The 22,652-nt window shown below is 53.1% G+C and carries 19 protein-coding genes; 7 read left to right on the top strand and 12 right to left on the bottom strand.

The annotated features are described in order from the left end of the window. Positions 1-5 precede the first annotated feature (5 nt). From BLX24_RS16815 to BLX24_RS16790, 6 genes are all read right to left on the bottom strand, one after another. Positions 6-2,528 (bottom strand): glycoside hydrolase family protein, encoded by a 2,523-nt coding sequence (locus BLX24_RS16815; protein WP_071504323.1) that lies wholly within the window; start codon positions 2,526-2,528, stop codon positions 6-8. After that, on the bottom strand, positions 2,525-3,553 hold the full coding sequence (locus BLX24_RS16810; protein WP_071504322.1) for an FAD:protein FMN transferase: 1,029 nt from the start codon (positions 3,551-3,553) through the stop codon (positions 2,525-2,527). The genes BLX24_RS16815 and BLX24_RS16810 overlap by 4 nt, the downstream gene beginning before the upstream one ends. A gap of 47 nt (positions 3,554-3,600) precedes the next feature. Next, positions 3,601-5,418, bottom strand: a complete 1,818-nt coding sequence (locus BLX24_RS16805; protein WP_071504364.1) for an FAD-dependent oxidoreductase — start codon at positions 5,416-5,418, stop codon at positions 3,601-3,603. A gap of 4 nt (positions 5,419-5,422) precedes the next feature. Continuing rightward, positions 5,423-6,577 carry a hypothetical protein gene (locus tag BLX24_RS16800; RefSeq protein ID WP_071504321.1) on the bottom strand — a complete coding sequence of 385 codons (1,155 nt, stop codon included), beginning with the start codon at positions 6,575-6,577 and terminating at the stop codon, positions 5,423-5,425. A 128-nt stretch (positions 6,578-6,705) separates the two neighbouring features. After that, positions 6,706-8,187: a RagB/SusD family nutrient uptake outer membrane protein gene (locus BLX24_RS16795; RefSeq protein ID WP_071504320.1), complete on the bottom strand. Its 1,482-nt coding sequence runs from the start codon at positions 8,185-8,187 to the stop codon at positions 6,706-6,708. Between the two features lie 94 nt (positions 8,188-8,281). Continuing rightward, positions 8,282-11,314, bottom strand: a complete 3,033-nt coding sequence (locus BLX24_RS16790) for a SusC/RagA family TonB-linked outer membrane protein (protein WP_071504319.1) — start codon at positions 11,312-11,314, stop codon at positions 8,282-8,284. Between the two features lie 275 nt (positions 11,315-11,589). Here BLX24_RS16790 and BLX24_RS16785 point away from each other — a divergent pair, with 275 nt between their 5' ends. Then, a complete protein-coding gene (locus BLX24_RS16785) occupies positions 11,590-12,606 on the top strand; it encodes a LacI family DNA-binding transcriptional regulator (RefSeq protein ID WP_071504318.1) in 1,017 nt (338 codons plus the stop codon). Here BLX24_RS16785 and BLX24_RS16780 read toward each other — a convergent pair. Further along, a complete protein-coding gene (locus BLX24_RS16780; protein ID WP_071504317.1) occupies positions 12,603-13,193 on the bottom strand; it encodes a TIGR04282 family arsenosugar biosynthesis glycosyltransferase in 591 nt (196 codons plus the stop codon). The two genes, BLX24_RS16785 and BLX24_RS16780, sit on opposite strands and share 4 nt — an antisense overlap. 108 nt (positions 13,194-13,301) lie before the next feature. On the opposite strand from BLX24_RS16780, the gene BLX24_RS16775 reads away from it, so the two are divergent. The 6 genes from BLX24_RS16775 to gldD all read left to right on the top strand — a co-directional run bounded on the left by BLX24_RS16775 (position 13,302) and on the right by gldD (position 17,766). Continuing rightward, a complete protein-coding gene (locus tag BLX24_RS16775) occupies positions 13,302-13,670 on the top strand; it encodes a Rid family detoxifying hydrolase (protein WP_071504316.1) in 369 nt (122 codons plus the stop codon). A gap of 65 nt (positions 13,671-13,735) precedes the next feature. Further along, complete coding sequence (gltX, locus tag BLX24_RS16770; RefSeq protein ID WP_071504315.1) at positions 13,736-15,262, top strand: glutamate--tRNA ligase; 1,527 nt, start codon at positions 13,736-13,738, stop codon at positions 15,260-15,262. Positions 15,263-15,433: 171 nt separating this feature from the next. Further along, positions 15,434-15,739 (top strand): hypothetical protein, encoded by a 306-nt coding sequence (locus BLX24_RS16765; protein WP_071504314.1) that lies wholly within the window; start codon positions 15,434-15,436, stop codon positions 15,737-15,739. A 143-nt stretch (positions 15,740-15,882) separates the two neighbouring features. Continuing rightward, positions 15,883-16,662: a TIGR00266 family protein gene (locus tag BLX24_RS16760; protein WP_071504313.1), complete on the top strand. Its 780-nt coding sequence runs from the start codon at positions 15,883-15,885 to the stop codon at positions 16,660-16,662. An 81-nt stretch (positions 16,663-16,743) separates the two neighbouring features. Beyond that, positions 16,744-17,034 carry a hypothetical protein gene (locus BLX24_RS16755; protein WP_071504312.1) on the top strand — a complete coding sequence of 97 codons (291 nt, stop codon included), beginning with the start codon at positions 16,744-16,746 and terminating at the stop codon, positions 17,032-17,034. 147 nt (positions 17,035-17,181) lie between these two features. Then, on the top strand, positions 17,182-17,766 hold the full coding sequence (gldD, locus tag BLX24_RS16750; RefSeq protein ID WP_229201830.1) for a gliding motility lipoprotein GldD: 585 nt from the start codon (positions 17,182-17,184) through the stop codon (positions 17,764-17,766). 53 nt (positions 17,767-17,819) lie between these two features. On the opposite strand, the gene BLX24_RS16745 is transcribed toward gldD, so the two are convergent. From BLX24_RS16745 to BLX24_RS16725, 5 genes are all read right to left on the bottom strand, one after another. Further along, positions 17,820-18,770: an MBL fold metallo-hydrolase gene (locus tag BLX24_RS16745; protein WP_071504311.1), complete on the bottom strand. Its 951-nt coding sequence runs from the start codon at positions 18,768-18,770 to the stop codon at positions 17,820-17,822. A 183-nt stretch (positions 18,771-18,953) separates the two neighbouring features. Further along, positions 18,954-20,219 (bottom strand): peptidase T, encoded by a 1,266-nt coding sequence (gene pepT, locus BLX24_RS16740; RefSeq protein WP_071504310.1) that lies wholly within the window; start codon positions 20,217-20,219, stop codon positions 18,954-18,956. 18 nt (positions 20,220-20,237) lie between these two features. After that, positions 20,238-20,702, bottom strand: coding sequence for a pyrophosphohydrolase domain-containing protein (locus BLX24_RS16735; protein WP_071504309.1), 465 nt, complete (start codon positions 20,700-20,702; stop codon positions 20,238-20,240). Between the two features lie 303 nt (positions 20,703-21,005). Next, on the bottom strand, positions 21,006-21,404 hold the full coding sequence (locus tag BLX24_RS16730; RefSeq protein WP_071504308.1) for a GxxExxY protein: 399 nt from the start codon (positions 21,402-21,404) through the stop codon (positions 21,006-21,008). Positions 21,405-22,084: 680 nt separating this feature from the next. Continuing rightward, positions 22,085-22,651 (bottom strand): MarC family protein, encoded by a 567-nt coding sequence (locus BLX24_RS16725; RefSeq protein ID WP_071504307.1) that lies wholly within the window; start codon positions 22,649-22,651, stop codon positions 22,085-22,087. Position 22,652: the final 1 nt, after the last annotated feature.

Here is a 22,652-nt window from a genome sequence, read left to right as displayed (position 1 = left end):
AGCGCTTATCTGGTTACCGTCATGATCTCCATACCAAAGGCCGGCAACTGCTTCGCGGCCCCTTTCTTTCCGTTGACCGTGACGGCGTAGCTGCTGGTAGCGGCGCTGTTGTTGAGCAGGATTACAAACGTTTTTTTGCCGTCTGTACCCTCCGCCAGCAGGTAGTCTACCGACGGGTTATCGACCTGCACCAGTTTCTCGTTAATGACCAGATTCGCCTTTTCTCCGTTGACCATCCCCGGCGCAAAACCGTAGGTCTGGTGCGGGCCGACCTTCGGCGTCACAAACCCGCGCGGGAACGACACTTGTCCGTTGGACCGTAATTCGGCTTCGGCGAGCAGGTAGTCGGTGATCCAGCCGATCTGCCACCAGGCATGGTGCGGATACGGTCCGGCCCCTTTATTCATCGCCTGCCAGTAATAGGAGGCCACGCTCGTTTTCGGGTCCACAAAGGCATCGCGGCCAATAGCGGCGGCCCGCGCCATATCGGCAAACAAAGGCTCCTTCGTCAGCTGATACATGCGGATAAACATGCCGGCATGGCTGGCCAGCTGAATAGGTCCGTGCCGCGTAGCCGACCCGAAAATACCGCCATGTTCAAAGCTCAGCCCGGTCTGGCTGATTTCCCAGTCTTCGCGGGCAATGCCGTTAACCGTTTTAGGGGCGTGGCTGGCAATCGGGTGGGTGTAGATAGACAGCGTATAGGCTTTGGCGGCGGCAATGGCGGCGTCTTTGTACCGGTTGTCTTTCGTCAGGTCATACAGGTCGAGCATGGCCTGGGCCGTCTGACCGGTGGCGAAGTCAGGGGCGTAGCGCGCATCCCCGCAAACACCCAGGTAGCTGCCGGTTTTAACGGCGTTCTGAATCATCCAGTCGGCCCCTTTTTGAGCGGCTTTAAGGTATTTCGGATCGTTGAGCAGGCGGTAGGCGACGATCATGCCGTAGAATGTAGGCCGGAGATCTTTCACGTCCCTGAAAATTTCGCTTTCTGTGTGGCGGTCATAGGCCACAGCCCAGCTACCGTCGGGTTTCTGCCAGGTCAGCAGGCGCTCGGCACCCAGCCGGAGCCGCTTTTGGAGCTCCTGGTCGGTTGGTTCGAACAGAAGCATATTGCCGACATCTAACATAGTATAGTAGGTCAGGCCGATGGGTTCGACCACTTCACCCCATTCTTCGACAAACTTTTTCGATTTTGCCAGATAATACTGCCCGATGGCGGCACCCTTGAAAAAGCCGTCGGTTGTCTGCTGCTGCTTCAGCTTAAAGTTTTCGGCATAAGGCAGTACGTTTTCGGTCAGCAGCGGGTCTTTCGTTGATTTGGCGAGCATCCACATGGCGCCATAATCCGAGTTTTTCATGGCGTCCTTGTTGGAACCGACTACCCCGCCGAGGTACGACTGTGCGCCGATCTTTACCCCGTCAAAGGGCTCAATGTTCCACATCGACGTTTGGGGATCGGTCAGGTAATGGTGCATTTTCTGAATACGGTCGGTCAGTGATTGTTTGCTCCGGCGGATGGCCAGCGATTCCTTAAACCGGTATACATCGTAAACAGCGTGTTTCAGGGCCTTGAACCAGTCGCCGTCGGTGAGGCTGTAGCGAAACGTGTAGGTAATGGTTTCCCCGGCTTTCATCCCCGACTTCTGTTCGCCGAGCACCGGATAGTAAAGCGTGGGTGAAAGCTGGGCCTTGCGGTTCATGTGCGACAGGCCAATGTGCCAGTCGATCTGGGTGATTTTGTCTTTTGCCCACGGATCGCGGGCGAGGCCGGGCTCCGGAATAACCGACAGCGTCAGGCCGTCGCGGGTAGTGACCAGTGGTGAGAGCGTACTGGCACACCGCTCCCGATACACGACCGGCAGGCTCGGGATGCCGTGACCATAGGCATAGGCCAGTGCGAAATTGGGTTCCAGGTGGTTGCCCAGGAAATAACCTGGTACGCTCGACCAGGCGAGTTGCTGCGGCGAGACACTCGACAGCGTGGGCGTAGCCAGGGAAAAGTAGCCGTCTTTGCGGGCGGTCAGGGTCTGTTTCACGATGATGTCTGTCGGAAACGCCGGATCGATTGACCAGTCCGTCCGGACGGTGGCCGCATCGGTCTCGTGCTGAAATGACAGCTGTGAGGCACCCGTCTGTTTGCCCGATTTCGGGAAAAAGTGGATGGCTTGCCCGGCCGTATTGAGCGATACCGGATTGGTACTTTCGGCCCACTGAACCTGCTGATAATGGTATTTGGCCCCCGGGAACTCTTCTCCGGTGATGGTTTTAAACGCCTGCGACGGCTTTTCCGAGGGCTTTTCGGCCGCATACAACAAGGTGTTTTCGCCCGAAGGCGTGGCCAGACTGACCCATTTGCCCCCTCTTTTGACGGCTACCTGTTGGATCTGCCAACCTGCCCCTTTGACCGACCAGTTTACCTTGATCTGGTCATTAGCCAGCGACAGTGACTGGGCGCTGGCCGGTGAAATTCCGTTTAGCAGGCAAAAAAATGCTACCAAACCGGGTAGCCGATAATTCGTTAATGTCATAATTCAGGTAATCCTTTTGTCGAAAAGCGTTTCAGTTGCCCGCTCTCATCAGTGTAGAGGAGATAAGCATCCAGATCGGCCCGTTGGTTAAGAAACTGCTGTGTTGCCTCAAGGCCCATGACAATGAAGGCAGTGGCCAGCGCATCGGCGGTGGCCGCATCGCCCGCAAACACCGTAGCACTCACCAGCGGGTCGGGCTGCGATAAGCCGGGCTGCGATAAGCCGGGCTGCGATAAGCCGGTTTTCGGGTTAATGATGTGGCCCATGACCAGCCCGTTTACCTCCTTGCGGTTGCGGTAATTGCCGGACGTGGCCATGGACCGGTCACGGATTCGTAACGTTTTGTAAATCAGACCGCGCTGTAACGGGTGTTCAATCCCGATTGTCCAGAACTGGTGTGGGCCTTTTTCGCCTTTCGCCCGTATTTCCCCGCCGATTTCGACGAGGTAATGGCGGATGCCCTGTTGTTCGAGAAACAACGATACCACATCTACACTATAGCCCTGAGCAATGGCGTTCAGGTCAAGACGCACACCGGCCGACTGCCTGCGCAGGGTAGTGGCATCGAACGTAATCTTTGAAAAACCGACATAGTTTAGCAGCGAATCGACATTGATGGCACCGGTGGCCGTTTTTGACGCAGCACTGAACCCGTAAGCGTCTGCCAGCGGCATGATGGTCGGGTCAAACGCTCCGTCGGTCTGCCGGTAAAGGGCACTGGCTTTGGCAAGCACCGCCGGAAAATGAACCGATTCAAACCGATGCTGCCCTGACCGGTTAAACCGCATGATTTCTGAATCGGGCCGGTAGGTCGACAGCGCAAGGTCGATGTCGGCCAGCAGCGAGTCGGTCTGCCGTTTAAACTGCCGGCGTTGAGTGTCGTGATACGTAATATGATACGTAGTTCCCTGGGCTTCTCCCGAAAAACTGACCATCGTTTCGCCTGCCCGCATAGCCTCATGCCCCTGACCAATAGCGGGCAGGAGGGAGAGCAGCGAAAACAGGAGTGTCAGCGTCAGTTTCATTTTCAGGCTAAAATCGTACTTCGTAAATCGTACCTCGTAAATTTTAATTACTTCCTCGCTTCGGGTGTTATGCTGGCCGGTACGTCGTCCCGGACGATGCCCATCAGCTCGGGTAAGTAGGTCTGGTACACGCCGCGCGGCGAGGTGTTATGTTTCTTCGCGATGTAGGCCGCGAAGCCAACCACTTCGCCCATCATCCCGCAGGTCCGCATCACCCGTGTGCTGCCGAATGCGACATGCGTGGTGCTGATATTGCGGCCGGCCATAAACAGGTTGCTGACGTTTTTTGAATATAGACAGCGGTACGGAATGGTATACGGCGCTACTTTAATGTGTTTGGTGCCCGCAAAAAACTCCTGCCCGTCAAAGTACTGTTTGTTCTTTTCGTCGGGGAAGTGCAGGTCGATGGTCCAGGTGGCGGTCACTGTTCCGTCGGGATATTGCTTGCCTTCCTGAATGTCCATCTGGTTGAGCACGTGATCGCCGATGATCCGGCGCGACTCGCGTTTGCCGCCGATGTAAGCCACCCACGCCAGTTCTTTCTTGCCGTATTTGGCCTGTTTATGGTGCTTGAGATACGACCAGTTGCCGTAGATCGCGCGCAGGTTATGGTCGCGGATTTTTTCGGCATCGGTGATGGTATTGAAGTTGCCGAAGCCGGTTTCCCACTGCCAGTCGGAGCGGGCTTCGTCGATGTGATATTCGTCGGAAAAGGGGAGGGCCCAGGGCGTTTCGGGGAAAGCCGACACCGTGTCGCGGTCCAGTGAAGCCCAGAGGTTTGAGGTCCCCAGCGTAAAGTCGTCGGATTTATCGGCGGCCAGCGATTCGCCGGTTTCGGCTTTGCTTTCGCGGCCCATCCGGAATTCTGCGCCTGCCAGTGCGGCAATGGTGCCGTCGCCCGTGCAGTCGGAGAAGTAGGTGCCGCTGAAGCGCGTTTCCTTGTTGGTGGCAATGTCGCGGCCGGTTACGGCTATAATTTTATCGCCTTGCTTCTCGACCTGATCCACATGGGTGTTCAGGAACAGCGACAGATTCCGCTCGCCCTTAACGATGGCAATTTTACGGGCATCGCCGTATTCCTGGGCGTCGGGGTGGCCGTTGCCGGGATCACCGTTGTCCATCTCACGGACAATACGGCCCAGTTTCGGGTAGTGGTTTTTATCGACATCGCCCCGCAAATGCACCCGTACTTCGGAGCTGTTGTTGCCGCCCAGCATCGGCCGGTCCTGAATCAGGGCTACTTTCAGGCCCATACGCGCCCCCGAAATGGCCGCGCAGGTACCGGCAATACCGCCACCGACAACGACCAGGTCAAAGTGTCCGGCATCCGCCGGTTTGTCGGTCAGATTCAGCATTTTTTTGCGGAACGCCGAAAGTGCTTCCAGGGCGTTTGGCGGCGTGAATTTGGGCACGCTGGTGAGCAAGATGGCGTCGCAGCGGCCATTGAAACCCGTCAGGTCGTGGAGGGCCAGCCTAACCTGATCATTCTGCAGGGTGGTTTCGCCGCCGTAGTACCATTTCCATTCGTCGGAGCCGCTTTCGCCGAAAACCGTGTTCAGCGGCTTGCCGTCGAGCACAACCTGAAACTTGCCGGGGCCTTTCGGAAACGGTGCCCAGTCTTTGGTGCGGACCCAAATCTGGTATTTCCCTCGTTTCGGAACAGAGACCGTTGTTACGGCATCTTTAACGGGGCGACCCATGCCGTGTGCCATGAGGTAGGATGAGCCCATGACCACAAACGACTGCTGGTCGATTACCCAGCCACCTTTGTCGGTAAAGGACTCGGTTTCAACAAAAAGGTGTTCCTGCGCAACCGCATGGAGCGTCAGCAGGAGCAGGAAAATGGTCTTCAGAACAGACTTCATGACTTTATCGGGTTTGGTTGAGTGTTCGGGCATAGTCCGCTAATCGCTGTCTGACGAGCCGGTTTGCCGGTTTTTTTGCATGGAGTAAATCGTAAACGCGCATGGCCGTTTTCGTATCCGGTACTCTGGGCAGAAAATCGGCTACGATCAGCTGGGTTTCGTCGGTCAGCGTAGGCTGGCGTTCGAGCAGGGTTACGAGCAGCGCTGTTTGTTCGGGATTCACCTGTGCCAGCTGCCGCGCCGCCTGTGTGATCAGCCACGGTGTCGGGGTCAGGGCGGGTAAGTATTTCAGCATGGCTATCTGGAGCGTATACGGGGCCTGCCGGTACGTTTCCCAAAGCCACCGCTGCCGGTCAGCCGACGCCCAAAAAGACGTATTCAGGTGTTGCAGGGCGTAGCGGGCCGTAAAGATGTTTTTCCCGCGCAGTATCCGGAGCAGATCTTCACTGAAGGCCGGCCTGACGGTTCCGTCGGTGCCGATCACCTTGTCCATCGCCCAATACTGGTAATGGTAGTTGGAGCTGGCCAGAAACCGATGCAACTGGTCATCATCGGACATAGACGCTGTGACCTGACGCATGGTCAGTACCACCTTGCCGTGGGCAATGTGCCAGAGGGTGTAGCAGGTATACACCGCGCCGTCGATTACTTCGTTTTTTACCGTTTTCAGAGTGGCCCCCGCCTTGGCGTCGACCGAATCGGCCAGGTTTTCGGTTCCTTTGCTGACCAGATCGCTCATCGAAACGTCTTTCAGCAGCGATTGCGTATTGCTCAGGATTGTCTGAAGCTTGTCGTAATCTTCCGGCTTAAACGGCTTGTGATCCATTCGGGTCAGCTCTTCCCCGGCCGGAAAGTCAAAACGGGTGTAATTGCCCAGTAAATCCCAGTACAGGTTAATATACACCGGTTTGCATTCACCTGTCAGGCAAACCGGTGTAAAGACATGGCAGTAAAAATAGTCCGGCCGGTTCTGCGGGTCGACGGCCAGTTTCAGGGTATACGTGGTTGTGTCATTGATCACCACCGGATATTCCCTGACCGGCACCGTCTGCGCCGCCACCGTCTGCCCAACCACACAGGCACACAGCACAGCCAGTTTCTTCAGGCGTCCTGAGAAGAGCCGGGCAGTGAAAAGGCTATGTTTTTTCTGCTTGCGCATAGGGTATTGGTTAGTATTACGGCGGTCAGATTTTCCTGTACCGGCATTAACTCCATGCCTGTTGTAAAGCATGGTCGGGTGTAAGCCCCACGCTAAAGCGCGGGGTTATCTAAATTGCCTTGTTATGGTTACTTCCAGTCGGCGTTTTGCTCCATTTTCGGGTTTGCATTCAGCTCATCCTGCGGAATCGGGAAATACTTGTGTTTGGGCAGTACGGGCCGCGACGGATAGACGCTGTTGACCGCTTTCGGAATCACAGTCAGGAATTTACCGGTCCGTGTGAGATCATACCAGCGGTCGCCCTCGGCAAAAAATTCCCAGGCGCGCTCCTGAATCACGGCATCAATAAAGGCATCTTTGCTGAGGCCCGTTTGCAGGTCCGGCAAACCCGCCCGGCGACGGACCGTGTTGATGTAGCCATAGGCCGTAGCCGATGCTCCATTCAGCCTTGCTTCGGCTTCAGCGGCAATCAGATACACGTCGGCCAGCCGCAGAATCGGGATGTTTGAAATCGTATTTACGGTCGAAACCGGATCCTGATATTTCTTGATCAGGACACCGTCGGCCGTAATCGGAGTAATGTTTTTCTGGGCCACGATCTTACCGGCTTTATCAACGTAGTTGGTATCAAGCAGTAACCGGCGTTTATCGGCCGGGTTAAACGAGCGGTAAAACGACATGTAGGCAAACATCGACCCGAACGTTGTTTTACCATATTCAGGCCCGGCACTACCCGGAGGGCCGCAAAGACCAACCATCTGGTGCGAGCGGCCCGGCGAAATCGGATCTACTTCATACGCCCACATGTTTTCAATACGGGCCGCATCTTCCTGATCGTATTTGTAGACGTTGCGCACATCCGGCATCAGCGAATACTTGCCCGAGGTGATAACCGACTGGGCTTTTTCCAGCGCTTTGGCCCAGTCTTCGTTATACAGAGCCGCCTTGGCATACAGGGCATTGACTACCTCTTTGGATGGCCGGCCTTTGTCTACGTTCGGGTATGACGGCAGACCGGCCGCATAGGCCTGATCAAGGTCACTGTAAATTTGCTTGTATACATCGGCCTTCGTGCTTTTGCCGGTTACGGCCGCGGCCTCCGATACGCTGGCCTGCGTTTTAATGGCCACGTCGCCGAAGTTTTTGGTCAGCGCCCACAGGTAAAAGGCCCGCAGAAAATACGCTTCTCCGACGATTTGTTTCTTACGGGTTTCGTCCATGACCGCCGCCGGTACCTTTTCGATAATCCAGTTCGTTTTCTCGATACCATCATAGCCTGATGCCCAGATTTGCTGCGGCGACTCGTTGGTCCGGCCGTTGCTTTTCTGGACGGTATAGTTCACGTCGTAGGAAAAAAGCGTCAGTGTATTGCGGCCCACCACCCCGCGCGGGTAGGTCTGGTCGTCGCTGAAATCAGCCACGAGGGTCATGGCCGGGCCCGAGTACAGGTCACCGATCGGGTCATAGGCCGCAATCAGCCCTTTTTCGGCATCCGCCGCTGTCTTGTAAAACGCTTCTGTATAGATCGACGAATAAATCGTTTCGTCAAGCTCACAAGCTGTCAGCGCCATGAGCGGGATAAGGTATAGGAGTTTTCTATTGAGCTTCATATTGTATTGAGTGATTGAGTGGTTGAGCGATTGAGTGAAAGGAGTGCAATCCGGCTGGATCACTCAATCACTCATTCGCCCAATCACGAATGGGCTAAAACGTCACCTGCAATCCTCCGAGGAAGGATTTTGCTTGTGGATAAACGAGGTTGTCGATGCCGATGGCGGTGTTCGAACCGGCATAGGTGTTCACCTCCGGATCGAAACCACTGTATTTCGTAACCGTCAGCAGGTTGTTGGCGCTGACATACACCCGGATTTGCTGGATGCCTTTGATGCGGGGCAGGGTATAACCCAGCGTGACGTTTTTCAGGCGCATGTACGAACCATCTTCCACCACATAATTCGTAATCGGCAGACGACCGCCCTGGGCCGCACTCACGTACTGGTTGCTCGGGTTGGTTGCCGACCAGCGGTTAACAACACCTTGCAACATATTCCGTTGACCCAGCGGCATTTCAAACGACAGGCGGCTGGCGTTGTAAATGTCGTTGCCCTGCGAACCCGACAGGAACAGGTTCAGGTCAAAGCCCTTGTAGGAGGCGTTGGTCGAGAAGCCGTAAATAAATTTCGGATTCGGATTACCGGTAATCACCTGGTCGGCGGCTGTAATGGTACCGTCGCCGTTGATGTCCTTCACCTTGTGGCCACCTAACCGGCCGTCGTAGCCTGGCAGAATGGTTTCGCCGGTCTGGTTAATGCCGTCGAATACATAGGTTTTGAACAAGCCCATCGGGCTGCCGACGCGCAGAATGGTATAGGTGGTAATAAAACGCTCCTGGGTCGTACCGCCGTCGAGATCAAGCACTTTGTTGCGGTTGAAGGTCATGTTGGCCGAGGCGTTCCACTTCACGGCTCCGTCGAGAATGCGGGCATTGGCAGCCAGCTCCAGACCTTTGTTCTCCAGCGCGGCAAAGTTGCCGGTGATGGTACTGTATCCCGAACTCAGCGGCAGTGATTTTACATACAGCAAGTCTCTTGTCGTTTTTTGGTAAACATCCACAATGAAACTGAAGCGGTTGCGTAATATGCTGATATCAAGGCCAATGTCGGCCTGTGCCGAACGTTCCCAGCGGAGATCAGGGTTAGCAATGCCCGACGGATTGATGCCGGTTACATAGGCGTGGTTGATGTTGTAATCGCTGCCCGACGCCGATACCGTTGCCAGGGACTGATACGGGCTGATACCGGCTGCATTTCCCGTGATTCCGTAGCTGGCACGCAGTTTCAGGTCGCTCAGCCATGTCAGGCTTTTCATAAAGGGTTCTTCGATAATCCGCCACCCTGCCGATGCTGCCGGAAACAGACCGTATTTGTGATTGGCACCAAAACGGCTCGATCCGTCGATACGGGCCGTCAGGTCAACAAAGTATCTGTCTTTGTACCCGTAATTGACGCGGGCCAGGTACGAATCAAGGCGCTGGCTCGTCCGGCTCGAACTGACGGTCCGGTTCAGGGCCAGTTGCAAAGCTTCGTTCTGGGTAGCGTCATTCGGGAAACCCGTGGCATTGATGCTGTTCGAGTTTGCCAGTTCCGACTGCGTGGCAAATACGGCCGTTGCTTTCAGCGAGTGTACATCCGCGAAGTTGTGGCTGTAGGTCAGGATGCTTTCATGCAACAGAGCGAGGTAATTCGAGTTGGTTTTCGATCCGGATCCGGAGTTGTCGTTCAGGTCATTTTTTGCTACAATCGAACGGGGCGAATAGGTATCGCGCAGGCTGTTCTGTACATCGACGTTGAACGATGCACGGTAGGTCAGGCCTTTCAGCAGTGTGGCTTCACCGTAGAGATTAGCCAGTGTCCGCCGGAGATCCGTGCGGTTCAGCGTAGACGCAAAGTTCAGCGGGTTTACCACTTCCCGATACTGGCCGTTGGCCTGTTCACCAAACGGGAAAAGAGAACCATCGGTGCGGTAAGGCTGCAAGGTCGGCGGCGCCCCAACGGCCGCGCCGAGGATTGATCCTGTAATTACGGCCGCATCGCCGATGGTAGTCGACCCGGTTGTGATGCCGTTGTTGACGTTATAGCTGCCCATGATGCTGGTACCGACTTTCAGCCAGTTGCTCACCTTATGGTCTACGTTCAGCCGGTACGAGTACCGCTTGAAGTTGGAGTTGATGATGATACCATCCTGATTGAAATAATTGGCCGACAGGGCAAGCTGTGTTTTCTCCGTGCCACCGTTGACCGATAACTGATGGCTTTGAATCGGTGCTTCGCGGAAAATAACGTTCTGCCAGTTTACGCCCTCCCCGAGTGAGGCCGGATTCTGGTAGTAGTTGTTTTTAAACACTTCGTTTTCCAGCTGCGCAAATTCGGCCGCGTTCAGCACCGGCAGTGTTTTGTTCACTTTCTGCACACCATAATAGCTGTCGAGCGTGATGCGGGTTGCCCCGGATTTACCGCGTTTCGTGGTGATGAGTACCACCCCGTTGGCTGCCCGTGAACCGTAGATGGCTGAAGCAGAGGCATCTTTCAGGATTTCGACCGATTCGATATCATTCGGGTTGATGGTCGAAAGCGGGCTTACGTCGTTGATGCCACCACCGTTCGAAATCTGAATACCATCCACTACATACAATGGCTCTGAGTTTCCGTTGATTGAGTTCGTTCCCCGGATACGGACGCTGATATTACCACCCGGTGCACCGGTATTCTGACTAACCTGCACCCCGGCTACCCGCGATTGCAGCCCCTGGGCCACGTTAGCGACCGGCGTCTGTACCAGATCGGTGGCTTTCACTGATGCAATGGCACCGGTCGTTTCGATTTTCCGCTGCGTACCGTATCCCACAACCACGACTTCACTCAGCGACCGGTCATCGGCCTGAAGGCGTACTTCCACGCTGCTTTGATTACCGGCGGCTACTTCCTGCGTGATGTAGCCGATGTAGGAAAAAGTCAGGGTAACGGCGCCGTTCGGGATCGACACCGTAAACCGCCCGTCTGCATTGGTGGTGGTACCTTGCTGGGTTCCTTTAATAACCACGTTGACGCCCGGGAGCGGTATACCGGCGTCTTCCGCCATGACGCGACCACTGACAGAGCGGCTCTGGGCCAACCCTATCTGAAGCGAAGTCAGCAGTAGTAAAAAACTAACTGCTAAGCATTGTACAATCTTTGCCATAAAACTTGGGTAGGAATAGTTCAATTTTTACCTGGTTTGATACTTGTTTTAGCGCTATTCGTAATTTTGATCGTAATTGACTGTCTTTCAGTGATTTGTTGTTTTTTGTTTGCAGCCTTTCTATTAATTTACCAGCAGCTGTGACTGATAACAAGAAATAGTTTCATTATTTTTTTGGGAACATTCCCAAAAACGATTGGGAATGTTCCCAAAATGAAAAGCTATATTTATCGGCTGAAATGACGATAAACGCTCAATTGTTAGAAAAATACAAAATGCATCAGCCTACTATCATTGATATTGCCCGGCAGCTGGGCCTGTCGAAGTCGACCGTCTCACGGGCGTTGACTGCTCACCCCAATGTAAATGAGAAGACCCGGCAGCGGGTGCTGGAGCTGGCAGATAAGCTTGACTATCAGCGAAACCAGCTGGCTATTTCGCTGCTTACCAACCAGACACGGACAGTCGGGATCATGGTGCCGGAGTTTATCAGCTTCTTTTTTCCGAAAGTAATTATCGGCGCGCAGGAAGAACTGGCCAAGGCGGGTTATAACGTGGTGATCTGTCACTCCAACGAATCGTATGCAACAGAAGTGACCAGTGCTAAGTCGTTGTTTGCCAGTCGTGTAGATGGCTTGATTGTGTCGCACACCAAGGAGACGCGAAACTTCGACCATTTCCGGACTTTTACCAGAAAGGGCATTCCGGTGGTGTTTTTTAACCGGGTCTGGGAAAACGAAGAAGTCTCCAAAGTGGTGGTTGATGATTATACCGGAGCTTATCAGGCCGTTGAACACCTGATTCAGACCGGCCGGCGGAGGATCGCCCATTTATCGGGGCCGGATACGCTGCCCAATAGCCGGAGCCGCCTGAATGGCTATCTGGACGCCCTGAAGCACTACGATGTTCCTGTCGACCCGTCGCTGGTTATTTCCTACGATCTGACGCTGGAGAAAGCCAATATTTATGTGAATCACCTGTTGAATCTGCCCGAGCCGCCGGACGCCTTATTTGCGATCAATGACCCGACGGCCATCGAAGCGCTGAAGGTGGTAAAAAGCCGCGGGCTACGGGTGCCGGATGATCTGGCCATTGTCGGGTTCAGTGATGACCCGATTTCGGCCCTGATTGAGCCGGGGCTGACCAGTGTAGCGCAGCCGGTCAGCGAGATTGGCCAGGAGGCGGCACGCTTATTACTGGCTCATCTGACGGCTTCGGCCGACCAGCCCGCCGCACCTACTACCGTGACGCTGCCGACCCGGTTGGTGGTGCGTGGTTCGACGGGTAGCTAGGGCTTATTCAGATGGGCTTCATAATCAGCCCATTCATCAATGTCGCTGAGGTATTCGAGCAGGGTATAGGTTATCTTTTGTTTTGTGAGTTCGGCCAGGGTAAGGGGCAGCAGTTCCGGCTGGCTCCAGGGCTTGTTTTCAAATACGAACGCAAAGGGCGCGCGCATGCCCAGGAGGTAGTAACCGCCGTCCATTGCGGGGCCAATCACGACATCGTGGTCGTTGAGGGCCTCAAATGCCTGTCCGATGTGGGCGGGCGTAATGTCAAGACAATCGCTGCCGATAATAACAACCCGCGTGGCGCCGGCTTCAAACTGTTCCCGAAACGCATGCAGCATCCGCTGGCCGAGGTCGTCGCCGGTTTGCAGGTGTTTGGGATAGCCGTTCCAGCCGTCGTCGGGATTGATAAAATCGCCGTAGTACACCACAGGCCGGACCGTGAGCTGGCTGGCAAGTGCCTGGGTATGCCGGAGCAGATGGCGGTAAACGGTCGTTGCCTGGTCGTTGCCGACAGTGCGGGCGATCCGGGTTTTAACGGTGCCCGGCACCGGGTTTTTTACGAAGATAATTACGTGTTCGTCGGTCATCGGTGGTTTGATTGCTACCTTTGCAGAAGAATTCATCACTAAGCCATTCACACAAGCAGGGGGGGCGAAGGCCGGTCACTGTCTTTGTGGCTATAAAAGCAAAAAACAATGTCAAAGCAAATTGTTCATACAGAAGAGGCACCGGCAGCGATCGGTCCGTACAGCCAGGCGGTAAAAGCAGCCGGCTTTTTGTTTGTTTCCGGTCAGATTGCCCTCGACGTAGCAGGTTCAGGCGATATCAAGGCTGAAACACAGAAAGTGATGGAAAACATCGGTGCGATTCTGAAAGCGGCCGGTTTGGATTATACAAACATTGTTAAATCGAGCATTTTTGTCAAAGATCTTAACAATTTCGTTGCTATCAATGAAGTATACGGCAGTTTCTTCACCAGTGAACCGCCTGCCCGCGAAACTGTCGAAGTCGCCCGCCTTCCCAAAGATGTCAACGTCGAAATTTCGGTGATAGCCGTTCAATAAGTGATTGAGTGATTGTGTGATTGAGTCAATCGCACAATCACTCAACTACACAATCACTCAATATCATGCAAGATCCTGTACGTGTTCGTTTTGCGCCCAGCCCAACGGGCCCGCTGCATATTGGTGGCGTACGAACCGCCCTGTATAATTACTTATTTGCCCGTAAAAACGGGGGAAAAATGCTGCTCCGGATCGAAGATACAGACCAGAACCGGTTTGTCCCGGGAGCAGAAGACTATATCATCGAAGCATTGTCGTGGATCGGTATTCAGATCGACGAAGGGCAGGGAGTCGGCGGGCCGCACGGGCCATACCGGCAGTCAGAGCGTGCGGCCATCTACCGCGCAGAGGCCCTTCGGCTGGTAGAAGAAGGCAAGGCATACTACGCTTTCGATACGGCCGAAGAGCTGGACGACATGCGGAAGCGGCTCGAAGCCGCCAATGCACCGGCTGCCCAGTACAATGCCATCACGCGGATGCAGATGAAAAACTCGCTGACGCTGCCGGCCGATGAGGTAAAGGCACGCGTTGAGAGCGGCGATCCCTATGTTATCCGCCTCAAAACGCCGCGTAAGGAAGAAGTACGCCTCAATGACCTGATCCGTGGCTGGGTAAACGTACACTCGTCGGCCATTGACGATAAGGTATTGCTGAAGTCGGACGGCTTGCCGACCTATCACCTGGCCAACGTAGTAGACGATCACCTGATGGGCATTACCCACGTGATCCGTGGCGAAGAGTGGCTGCCGTCGGCACCGCTGCACGTGCTGCTGTACCGTTATCTGGGCTGGGAGGACACCATGCCCCGTTTTGCACACCTGCCGCTGTTGCTGAAGCCGGAGGGCAACGGCAAACTCAGCAAGCGGGATGCCGAACTGGGCGGTTTTCCGGTTTTTCCGCTCGAATGGAAGGACCCGTTCACCGGCAATGTCGCCCGTGGTTTCCGGGAAGACGGCTACCTGCCGGAAGCGCTGGTGAACTTCCTCGCTTTTCTGGGCTGGAACCCCGGTACTGAGCAGGAACTGTTTACAATGGACGAGCTGATTGACGCATTCGATATCGGGCAGATTCACAAGGCAGGTGCTCGTTTCGATATTGTAAAAGCAACCTGGTTTAACCACCAGTATCTGCGTCAGCAGGCCAACGCTCAACTGGCCCCTGCCGTCATTGAACAGGCGGAAGCGGCCGGCCTGACGTGTCCTGCCGAAAAAGCGGAGAAGGTAGCCGGTTTGCTGAAGGAGCGTGTCAACTTTGCGCATGAACTTTTTACGGAAGGCCACACGCTGTTTTACACCCCGGAAAGCTATGATCAGGCCGTGGCGGCGGCCAAATGGAACGACGATGCCCGCAAGGCCGTGACGGTTTTCCGCGAGGCGTTGCTGACCTTCGACGGCGCCTTTGAAGCCGATGCCATCAAGCACACGTTGTCGGATACGCTGCAACAGGCAGGTATTAAGCAGGGCAAAGTGATGCAGGCCATGCGTCTGGCCCTGACCGGTGTCGGTGCCGGACCCGACCTGATGATGACCATGGAAATCATCGGCCGCGACGAAGTGCTCCATCGCCTGAACCTGGCGCTGGAAAAGCTGTAAATGATTGATTGCACCACGAAGGCACTAAGAAAGGAAGGAGCACAAAGGGTTAATCAACGCAAACTTATGTAAACCTTTGTGCTCCTTTTCGTCTTCACGTTTTTGTGGTAGTTTAACATACTGGTTTAGCCACCTTCACGTCTTTGTGGTAACGTTCAAACAATAAAAGTTATGGCTAAGAAGAAACCTAATTCCGACAACCCGCAGGGCGACAAACCGCGTGTGCACAAAGATCTGGAAGGGTTTGATATTCAGATCAATTCCTTCGGTGAAATTGTGACAAGCTTTGAAATCGACAAGATCAATCAGTTTCTGAACAAAACGGTTGATGATAAAAAACTGCGCCACCGTAAGGACCTTGACGAGCTGAAAGGCGAACGCAGCGATGATGACTTCGATGAGGAGGAAGATAACAAGAAAGATGACGATCACCTTGATCTGAGCGCAGACCTCGACGACGAAGACGAGCGTTTCTAGGAGCTATGTTACCGGATGATGGGGTAAAACAGCCGTTCTTCTGCTGAAAAAAGAAGTCTATCCAGATCCGTTGTTCCGCTAACGCGAAAGTACTTTACATTTGCGGCATGTTTTTGTAAGTTCAGACTAAACGTTTACTCTGCATGTATTCTCACGAAATTGATTACCGCATTATAGGCGAAGACATCCAGATTGTCGAGATCGAACTGGATCCGAATGAAACTGTGATCGCCGAGGCCGGCGCCATGTTGTACATGGAAGATGGTATCACGTTTGAAACCAAAATGGGCGATGGCTCACAGCCGGACCAGGGTTTTATGGGCAAATTGTTCCAGGCAGGGTCGCGTCTGCTGACGGGTGAGTCGCTGTTTATGACACACTTCACCAACCGTGGCGTCGGTAAGCGGAAGGTCGCTTTTTCGGCACCATATCCGGGCACGGTCATGCCGATCAATCTGGGTAATATCTATGGTAACCAGCTGATTGTGCAGAAGGACGCCTTTTTGTGTGCGGCTATGGGAACGCGCCTGAATATTCACTTTAACCAGCGGATCGGTACAGGCCTGTTTGGTGGCGAAGGATTTATTCTGCAAAAACTGCAGGGGGATGGTCTGGCGTTTATTCATGCAGGGGGTGTCGTGATCGAACGGCAGCTGAACAATGAAACCTTGCGGGTGGATACGGGCTGTGTGGTTGGTTTTGAACCGCAGATCAGCTTTGATATTCAGCGGGCCGGTGGTCTGCGGAGCATGGTATTCGGCGGAGAAGGAATGTTTCTGGCAACACTGCGGGGTACGGGCCGCGTCTGGATTCAGTCGATGCCGATCTCGAAACTGGTAGAACGGCTGTCGCCCGGCGGCGGGCAGGCACGCAAGGAGGGGGGCTCTGTGCTGGGTGGCCTGGGAAGCCTGTTTGAAGACTAGGGTAAACTTCCGGTCACTTTGTGAACTTTCATCCGGTAATCTGACTTATTGCTAATAACGCCTTGTTTAGTAAGGGAGTATATGGAAGTAATTTGTGTAAATGATAGTTTTCCGGCCCCGGTACTGGCTTTTTATGCCGAATTCGGGGTACAGACGCCGAAAAAAGAAAAGGTGTACAGTGTACGGCTGGTAAAACGCCATACGAACGGCGAAACAGGTGTGCTGCTGAATGAAATTCAGAACCCTGATGTGCCGGTACGACATCCGGTGCTGGGCGAAGTCTGGTTTGAGCCGACCTTCAATATCAACCGCTTTACGACCCTGATGGGTGAGCCGGTACGGCAGGAAGAACTGGAACTGGCCAATTCATAAGTCGCTGATCATACGGCGTTGTTGATCGTTTGCTGCCGGTGACCGGGAGTTGGCGGTAAACAACGCTTTTTTGTATAAGAAACGGCCTCTGCCATTCGTTTCTATTCACCGGACTATCAACCGGTTTTAACCACCTATTCTGTTTCCGTGATCAAATACGTTCTGTTTGTAAGTCTGCTGGCCATGGCGGCATGTGGCGGCCAAAAAAACGTTGATTTTGTGCCCAAACCGAAAGGCTATCCGCGGATTGATTTGCCGGGTCATGCTTATCAGACACTGGAGCCAACGCATCCGTATCAGTTCGAGTACTCAACGTATGCCCGTATTTTGCCGGATACGTTTGCGAGGGCCGAACCACACTGGATTTTTGTGAATTATCCGAAATTCAATGCCAGTATTCAGCTCACCTACAAGCCCGTTCTGAATGACCCTAACCGGCTGAAAGGTATGCTGGAGGATTCGTATAAACTGGCCGGAAAGCATAAGATCAAAGCCTATTCGATTCAGGAGAAGGTGACCCGGCTACCGTCGGGCATCTGGGCAAACGTGATTGAACTGCGGGGTGAGGTACCGAGCCAAATGCAGTTTATTACAACCGATACTACGACGAACTTTCTGCGCGGGGCCTTATATTTTAATACTGCCACCGACAACGATTCGCTCGCACCGGTAATTGATTATATCAAAAAAGATATGCTGCACATGCTGCAGACGCTGAAATGGCGTAAGTAAATGAAGGCCGGCCATCCGGAAAGTTTAAAACCTCCCGGATGGCCGGCTTCAGTTCAATTACGCTTCATTAGCTTACCGATCCCCGCCGCTACTAAACCGGTTAACACCCCAATGCCGATCGCACGGGCGACGTAGAACGAAGTTGGCGATGGCATCGACACAATGCCGTTTTCATCGGCCACGACGGCTTCTTTTACATAGCGGCCATTTTTTGACGGAATCGAGCGCTTGTCGAAGTTATTGACCAGGCGGCTGAGCTCAATCTGTAAATCCAGTCCGCGAACAGCTTGTCCGTGACCGGCACCTACTGCCGCCGGATGCAGGCCGGCCAGCCGGTCAACAGAATGCCGGGCGGCTTCCCAGTCGATGGTAAAATAGGCGGGCGGCCCGTGCAGTTCTACCTTTTGCGTCGCTACGGCATAGGCTGAGTTCTGGTTGGTGGTGACAAAAGCATCACCGGCAATGAGCGTCCGGTCGCTGTCGCGGAAGAGGGAAATATGGCCCGGTGCGTGTCCCGGCGTATGAATGAACCGCCAGCCCGGCAGTTCCCGAATCGTACCGCTATCCGGAAGCGGTCGTAAATTCGTGCTGATATCAATAGGATTGGTCGGAAAAAACCACGACATATAGGCCATCAGACCACCGCCAATACCGGGATCCGGCGGCGGATAGCTCGCCTTACCGGTCAGATACGGGTGTTCGAGCCGGTGGGCATAGACCGGCACCTGCCAGTCTTCCAGCAATGTTTCAAGTGAGCCAACATGGTCACCGTGCCCGTGCGTCAATACGATGGCACGCGGCGGATTATCTTCTCCAAACAGTTGTTCGGCCCGCTGCCGGATTTGATCGGCATAGCCCGGCAGTCCGGCATCAACCAGCACCCATGGATTTCCCTGTCCGGGATGACCCACAAAATACAGATTGACGAATACGGTTTTCAGCCCACGAACATCATCAGTGACGTCGTAAGCCGTAAGCGGTTGGGTTGTGGTTAAAGCTTCCATAAAAATCGAGTAATTATGTAGGCTTAATCGGCTGTTGTTCGAAAGGTTTGGAAAGTACTACTATGGAGGCAGGGAAATAATAAAATACCATACTGGCACACAGGTAACATCGGGTTTGTTGCTCTTTGTTTTCTTATGTGCCTGTATGGTAGGAAAGTGTCTTGATACTTAGTAGGTTATGTTTTATGCGCGTTCTTCCCAGACCTGGGCAACACGCACAATTACCTCAACGGCCTTGTGCATATCCTGAACCGAAACCCACTCCTGGCGGGAGTGAAAGGCATGCTCGCCGGCAAAAATATTCGGGCAAGGCAGGCCCATAAACGAAAGCCGTGAGCCGTCGGTACCACCCCGGATACTGCGTTGTTCGGCCAGCAGCCCTGCCCGCCGGATGCCTTCCAGCGCATTTTCGACTACGGCCGGATGCTGATCCAGCACCTCTTTCATGTTGCGGTACTGTTCGAACACCTGAATGGTCGCCGTCGATGCCGGATAGTATTGTTGCAGAATCCGGTTGGTCAGGTCTTCGAGATAGTGCTCCTTTTCGAGTAGACCGGCTACGGTAAAATCACGGATAATGAACTCCAGCACCGCCTTGTCCTGATTTCCTTCCAGGCGTGTCGGGTGCACAAAGCCTTCTTTTTCCTCGGTGGTTTCCGGCGAGAGGCGGTCTTTGGGCAGCGCTGCCAGGATATCGGCGGCAATCTTCAGCGCATTTTCGAGTTTGCCCTTAGCAAAGCCCGGGTGTGTACTGACGCCCTGAATCGTGATTTTTACTGCGTCGGCCGAGAACGTTTCATCCTCCAGCGTCCCCAGCGATTCGCCGTCGATGGTATAGCCGAAATCAGCGCCCAGCCGTTGCAAATCCACTTTTTCGGTGCCACGGCCGATTTCTTCGTCGGGTGTAAACAGAATCCGGATCTGACAGTGTTTTACCTCTGGATGCGTCAGCAGGTAATGGGCGGCGTCCATAATTTCGGCTACACCCGCCTTATTGTCAGCGCCGAGGAGGGTTGTGCCGCTGGCGGTAATGATGTCATTGCCAATCTGATTGCTCAGGTCGGGGTGATCGGCCAGCCGGATTACCTGAGGCGGGTCGGCCGGTGTCTCGCGCTCGGGCAGTATAATATCGCTGCCGTCGTAGTTGTAATGAATAATCGGCTTCACCCCGGCTCCGGTTACGTCCGGCGAGGTATCTACGTGCGAGCAGAAGCAGATGACCGGCACATTCGGTTTATCCGTATTGGCCGGAATGGTGGCATACACGTACCCGAACGGGTCGAGTTCAGCGTCGGCAATGCCCATGTCCAGTAATTCCTGCACCAGCACGCGGCTTAGGTTTTTCTGCTTTTCGGTCGATGGGTTAGCCGTTGACTGTGGGTCCGACTGGGTATCGATCTGTACGTAGCGCAGAAAACGGTCAACGACGGTGAACGAATAGGGTTTCATAGACGGGAAAGAAGCCTGTTAATTTAAAATTGAAACGAGATCGGCCGGTGAATAGTTAACGTTTTTCAGCGTTTTCTGATCGGCGGTCCGGTAAACGAGGTATTTGCCGTCGGACTCAATATAATGGCATTCGACGCCTTTGGCCTGATAATGCGCCACAGTGGCTTCGGCTTCTTCGACTGTATGGCAGGCTTTGCTGAGGTTCGACCGCTGTACTTCGTCGAACAGTGTTTTAAATTTCCCGCCCAGCCCAAACTCAAGGATGGCACCGGCCAGGACGTATTGCAGGTCGCAGAGCGCATCGGCTACTTCGACAATATCGTTTTGGGCAATGGCTGTTTCAAGCTCTTTCAATTCTTCGGCTAATAACGCGATCCGTAACTGGCAACGGTTTTCGGCCGGAATCTGAGGGGTTTCCAGAATCGGATGATGAAACGTACGGTGAAATTCCGCAACGTCGTTTAAGGCGTCTGGTGACTGCATAACAGGACTATGATTCGGACTGTGATTAGTATGGTTCAATGATTGAATGATTAAGTGATTCGGACTGTGATTGGTATGATTCAATGATTAAGTGTTCGGACTGTGATTGGTATGATTCAATGATTAAGTGATTCGGACTGTGATTAGTATGATTCAATGATTAAGTGATTCGGACTGTGATTGGTATGATTCAATGATTCGGGCTGTGATTAGTATGATTCAATGATTGAATGATTAAGTGTTCGGAATGTGATTAGTATGATTCAATGATTACGCTGATTTTGGCTCAATGCTCGTACTGAATCAGGGTAATGGTTTAAATTTATTGTTGCTGACCCGCTTGAACTGGAGACTCCGGCTGCCAAAATTAATGAGTAAGCCGATTTCCAGGTTATAGGCTTCGAGGTAATTTATGGCCTGAGCGAGATGAACGTCTTCCAACTGGATAACGGCCTTGAGCTCAACAGCCAGTATGTCTTCAATTAAAAAATCAACACGCCGTTTGCCGATCAATTGTTGCCGGTAGTAAACGGGCATGACGAACTCGCGTTTATGCTCAATACCAGCCAGGTCGAGCTCAATGGACAAGGCTCTCTGGTATATTACTTCCTGAAAGCCATTTCCAATCTGTTTGTGTACCTCCATAGCACATCCGATAATCCGGCCGGTCAATTCGGAATGTTTATACTGGTGGTCAATCATCGTCTCAATGTTTTGGTGAGTGAATACGCTGACGTCTGTTCATCAGCGCCAAACCATATTTAGACGATATACCTCAAGCCAAGTAGCTATCTGTTTTAAGATTAAATGAGCTTGCTGATTAAAACACGATCTGCCACATCTTCACTCCTGAAAATCATAGGTCCGCAATCCTGTCATTCATTCAATCACAAAAATCATAGGTCCGCAATCCTGTCATTCATTCAATCACAAAAATCATAGGTCCGCAATCCTGTCATTCATTCAATCACAAAAATCATAGGTCCGCAATCCTGTCATTCATTCAATCACAAAAATCATAGGTCCGCAATCCTGTCATTCATTCAATCACAAAAATCATAGGTCCGCAATCCTGTCATTCATTCAATCACAAAAATCATAGGTCCGCAATCCTGTCATTCATTCAATCACAAAAATCATAGGTCCGCAATCCTGTCATTCATTCAATCACAAAAATCATAGGTCCGCAATCCTGTCATTCATTCAATCACAAAAATCACAGGTCCGCAATCCTGTCATTCATTCAATCACAAAAATCACAGGTCCGCAATCCTGTCACTCCTTCAATCACAAAAATCACAGGTCCGCAATCCTGTCATTCATTCAATCACAAAAATCACAGGTCCGCAATCCTGTCACTCATTCAATCATAAAAATCATAGTCAGAAGTTACTCTTGAACAGTTTAATGGCAATAGCGAGGAGGATGATGCCGAAAATTTTCCGGAGCACATTCAGCCCGCCGGGACCTATGCGTGTTTCGAGCCACTCCGAAGCCCGCAACACAATATAAATCAGGGCCAGATTGATCAGAATTCCGCCAATGATGTTGATTGTCTGATACTCAGCTTTGAGCGAGAGCAGGGTCGTTAAGGTACCGGCCCCGGCAATAAGCGGAAACGCAATCGGCACAATGTGGGTAGCCCCCCCCGTTGAGACTTCCGCTTTAAAAATGGTTCTTCCCAGAATCATCTCCAGCCCGATCAGAAAAATGATCAGCGCTCCGGCTACGGCAAACGACGATACATCGACTCCGAAGAGCTTCAGAATGCTTTCGCCCAGAAAAAGAAACAACAGCATGAGCAGGCCCGACGCCAGTGTTGCTTTCTCCGATTCAATCTTCCCGACCTTCTGGCGAAGGTCAATGATAACCGGCAGTGAGCCGACGATATCAATCACCGAAAACAGAATGAGCGTTACCGAGATGACTTCTTTAAAGTTGAGTTCCATA

This window comes from Arsenicibacter rosenii (assembly GCF_001870735.1).
Lineage (GTDB): Bacteria > Bacteroidota > Bacteroidia > Cytophagales > Spirosomataceae > Arsenicibacter > Arsenicibacter rosenii.
This window is presented reverse-complemented; position numbering and strand designations above follow the sequence as displayed.

Bases quoted from the DNA above. Each gene is read 5' to 3' on its own strand.
- BLX24_RS16815 (WP_071504323.1), bottom strand. From the start codon at position 2,528: ATGACATTAACGAATTATCGGCTACCCGGTTTGGTAGCATTTTTTTGC.
- BLX24_RS16810 (WP_071504322.1), bottom strand. From the start codon at position 3,553: ATGAAACTGACGCTGACACTCCTGTTTTCGCTGCTCTCCCTCCTGCCC.
- BLX24_RS16805 (WP_071504364.1), bottom strand. From the start codon at position 5,418: ATGAAGTCTGTTCTGAAGACCATTTTCCTGCTCCTGCTGACGCTCCAT.
- BLX24_RS16800 (WP_071504321.1), bottom strand. From the start codon at position 6,577: ATGCGCAAGCAGAAAAAACATAGCCTTTTCACTGCCCGGCTCTTCTCA.
- BLX24_RS16795 (WP_071504320.1), bottom strand. From the start codon at position 8,187: ATGAAGCTCAATAGAAAACTCCTATACCTTATCCCGCTCATGGCGCTG.
- BLX24_RS16790 (WP_071504319.1), bottom strand. From the start codon at position 11,314: ATGGCAAAGATTGTACAATGCTTAGCAGTTAGTTTTTTACTACTGCTG.
- BLX24_RS16785 (WP_071504318.1), top strand. From the start codon at position 11,590: ATGCATCAGCCTACTATCATTGATATTGCCCGGCAGCTGGGCCTGTCG.
- BLX24_RS16780 (WP_071504317.1), bottom strand. From the start codon at position 13,193: ATGACCGACGAACACGTAATTATCTTCGTAAAAAACCCGGTGCCGGGC.
- BLX24_RS16775 (WP_071504316.1), top strand. From the start codon at position 13,302: ATGTCAAAGCAAATTGTTCATACAGAAGAGGCACCGGCAGCGATCGGT.
- gltX (WP_071504315.1), top strand. From the start codon at position 13,736: ATGCAAGATCCTGTACGTGTTCGTTTTGCGCCCAGCCCAACGGGCCCG.
- BLX24_RS16765 (WP_071504314.1), top strand. From the start codon at position 15,434: ATGGCTAAGAAGAAACCTAATTCCGACAACCCGCAGGGCGACAAACCG.
- BLX24_RS16760 (WP_071504313.1), top strand. From the start codon at position 15,883: ATGTATTCTCACGAAATTGATTACCGCATTATAGGCGAAGACATCCAG.
- BLX24_RS16755 (WP_071504312.1), top strand. From the start codon at position 16,744: ATGGAAGTAATTTGTGTAAATGATAGTTTTCCGGCCCCGGTACTGGCT.
- BLX24_RS16745 (WP_071504311.1), bottom strand. From the start codon at position 18,770: ATGGAAGCTTTAACCACAACCCAACCGCTTACGGCTTACGACGTCACT.
- pepT (WP_071504310.1), bottom strand. From the start codon at position 20,219: ATGAAACCCTATTCGTTCACCGTCGTTGACCGTTTTCTGCGCTACGTA.
- BLX24_RS16735 (WP_071504309.1), bottom strand. From the start codon at position 20,702: ATGCAGTCACCAGACGCCTTAAACGACGTTGCGGAATTTCACCGTACG.
- BLX24_RS16730 (WP_071504308.1), bottom strand. From the start codon at position 21,404: ATGATTGACCACCAGTATAAACATTCCGAATTGACCGGCCGGATTATC.
- BLX24_RS16725 (WP_071504307.1), bottom strand. From the start codon at position 22,651: ATGGAACTCAACTTTAAAGAAGTCATCTCGGTAACGCTCATTCTGTTT.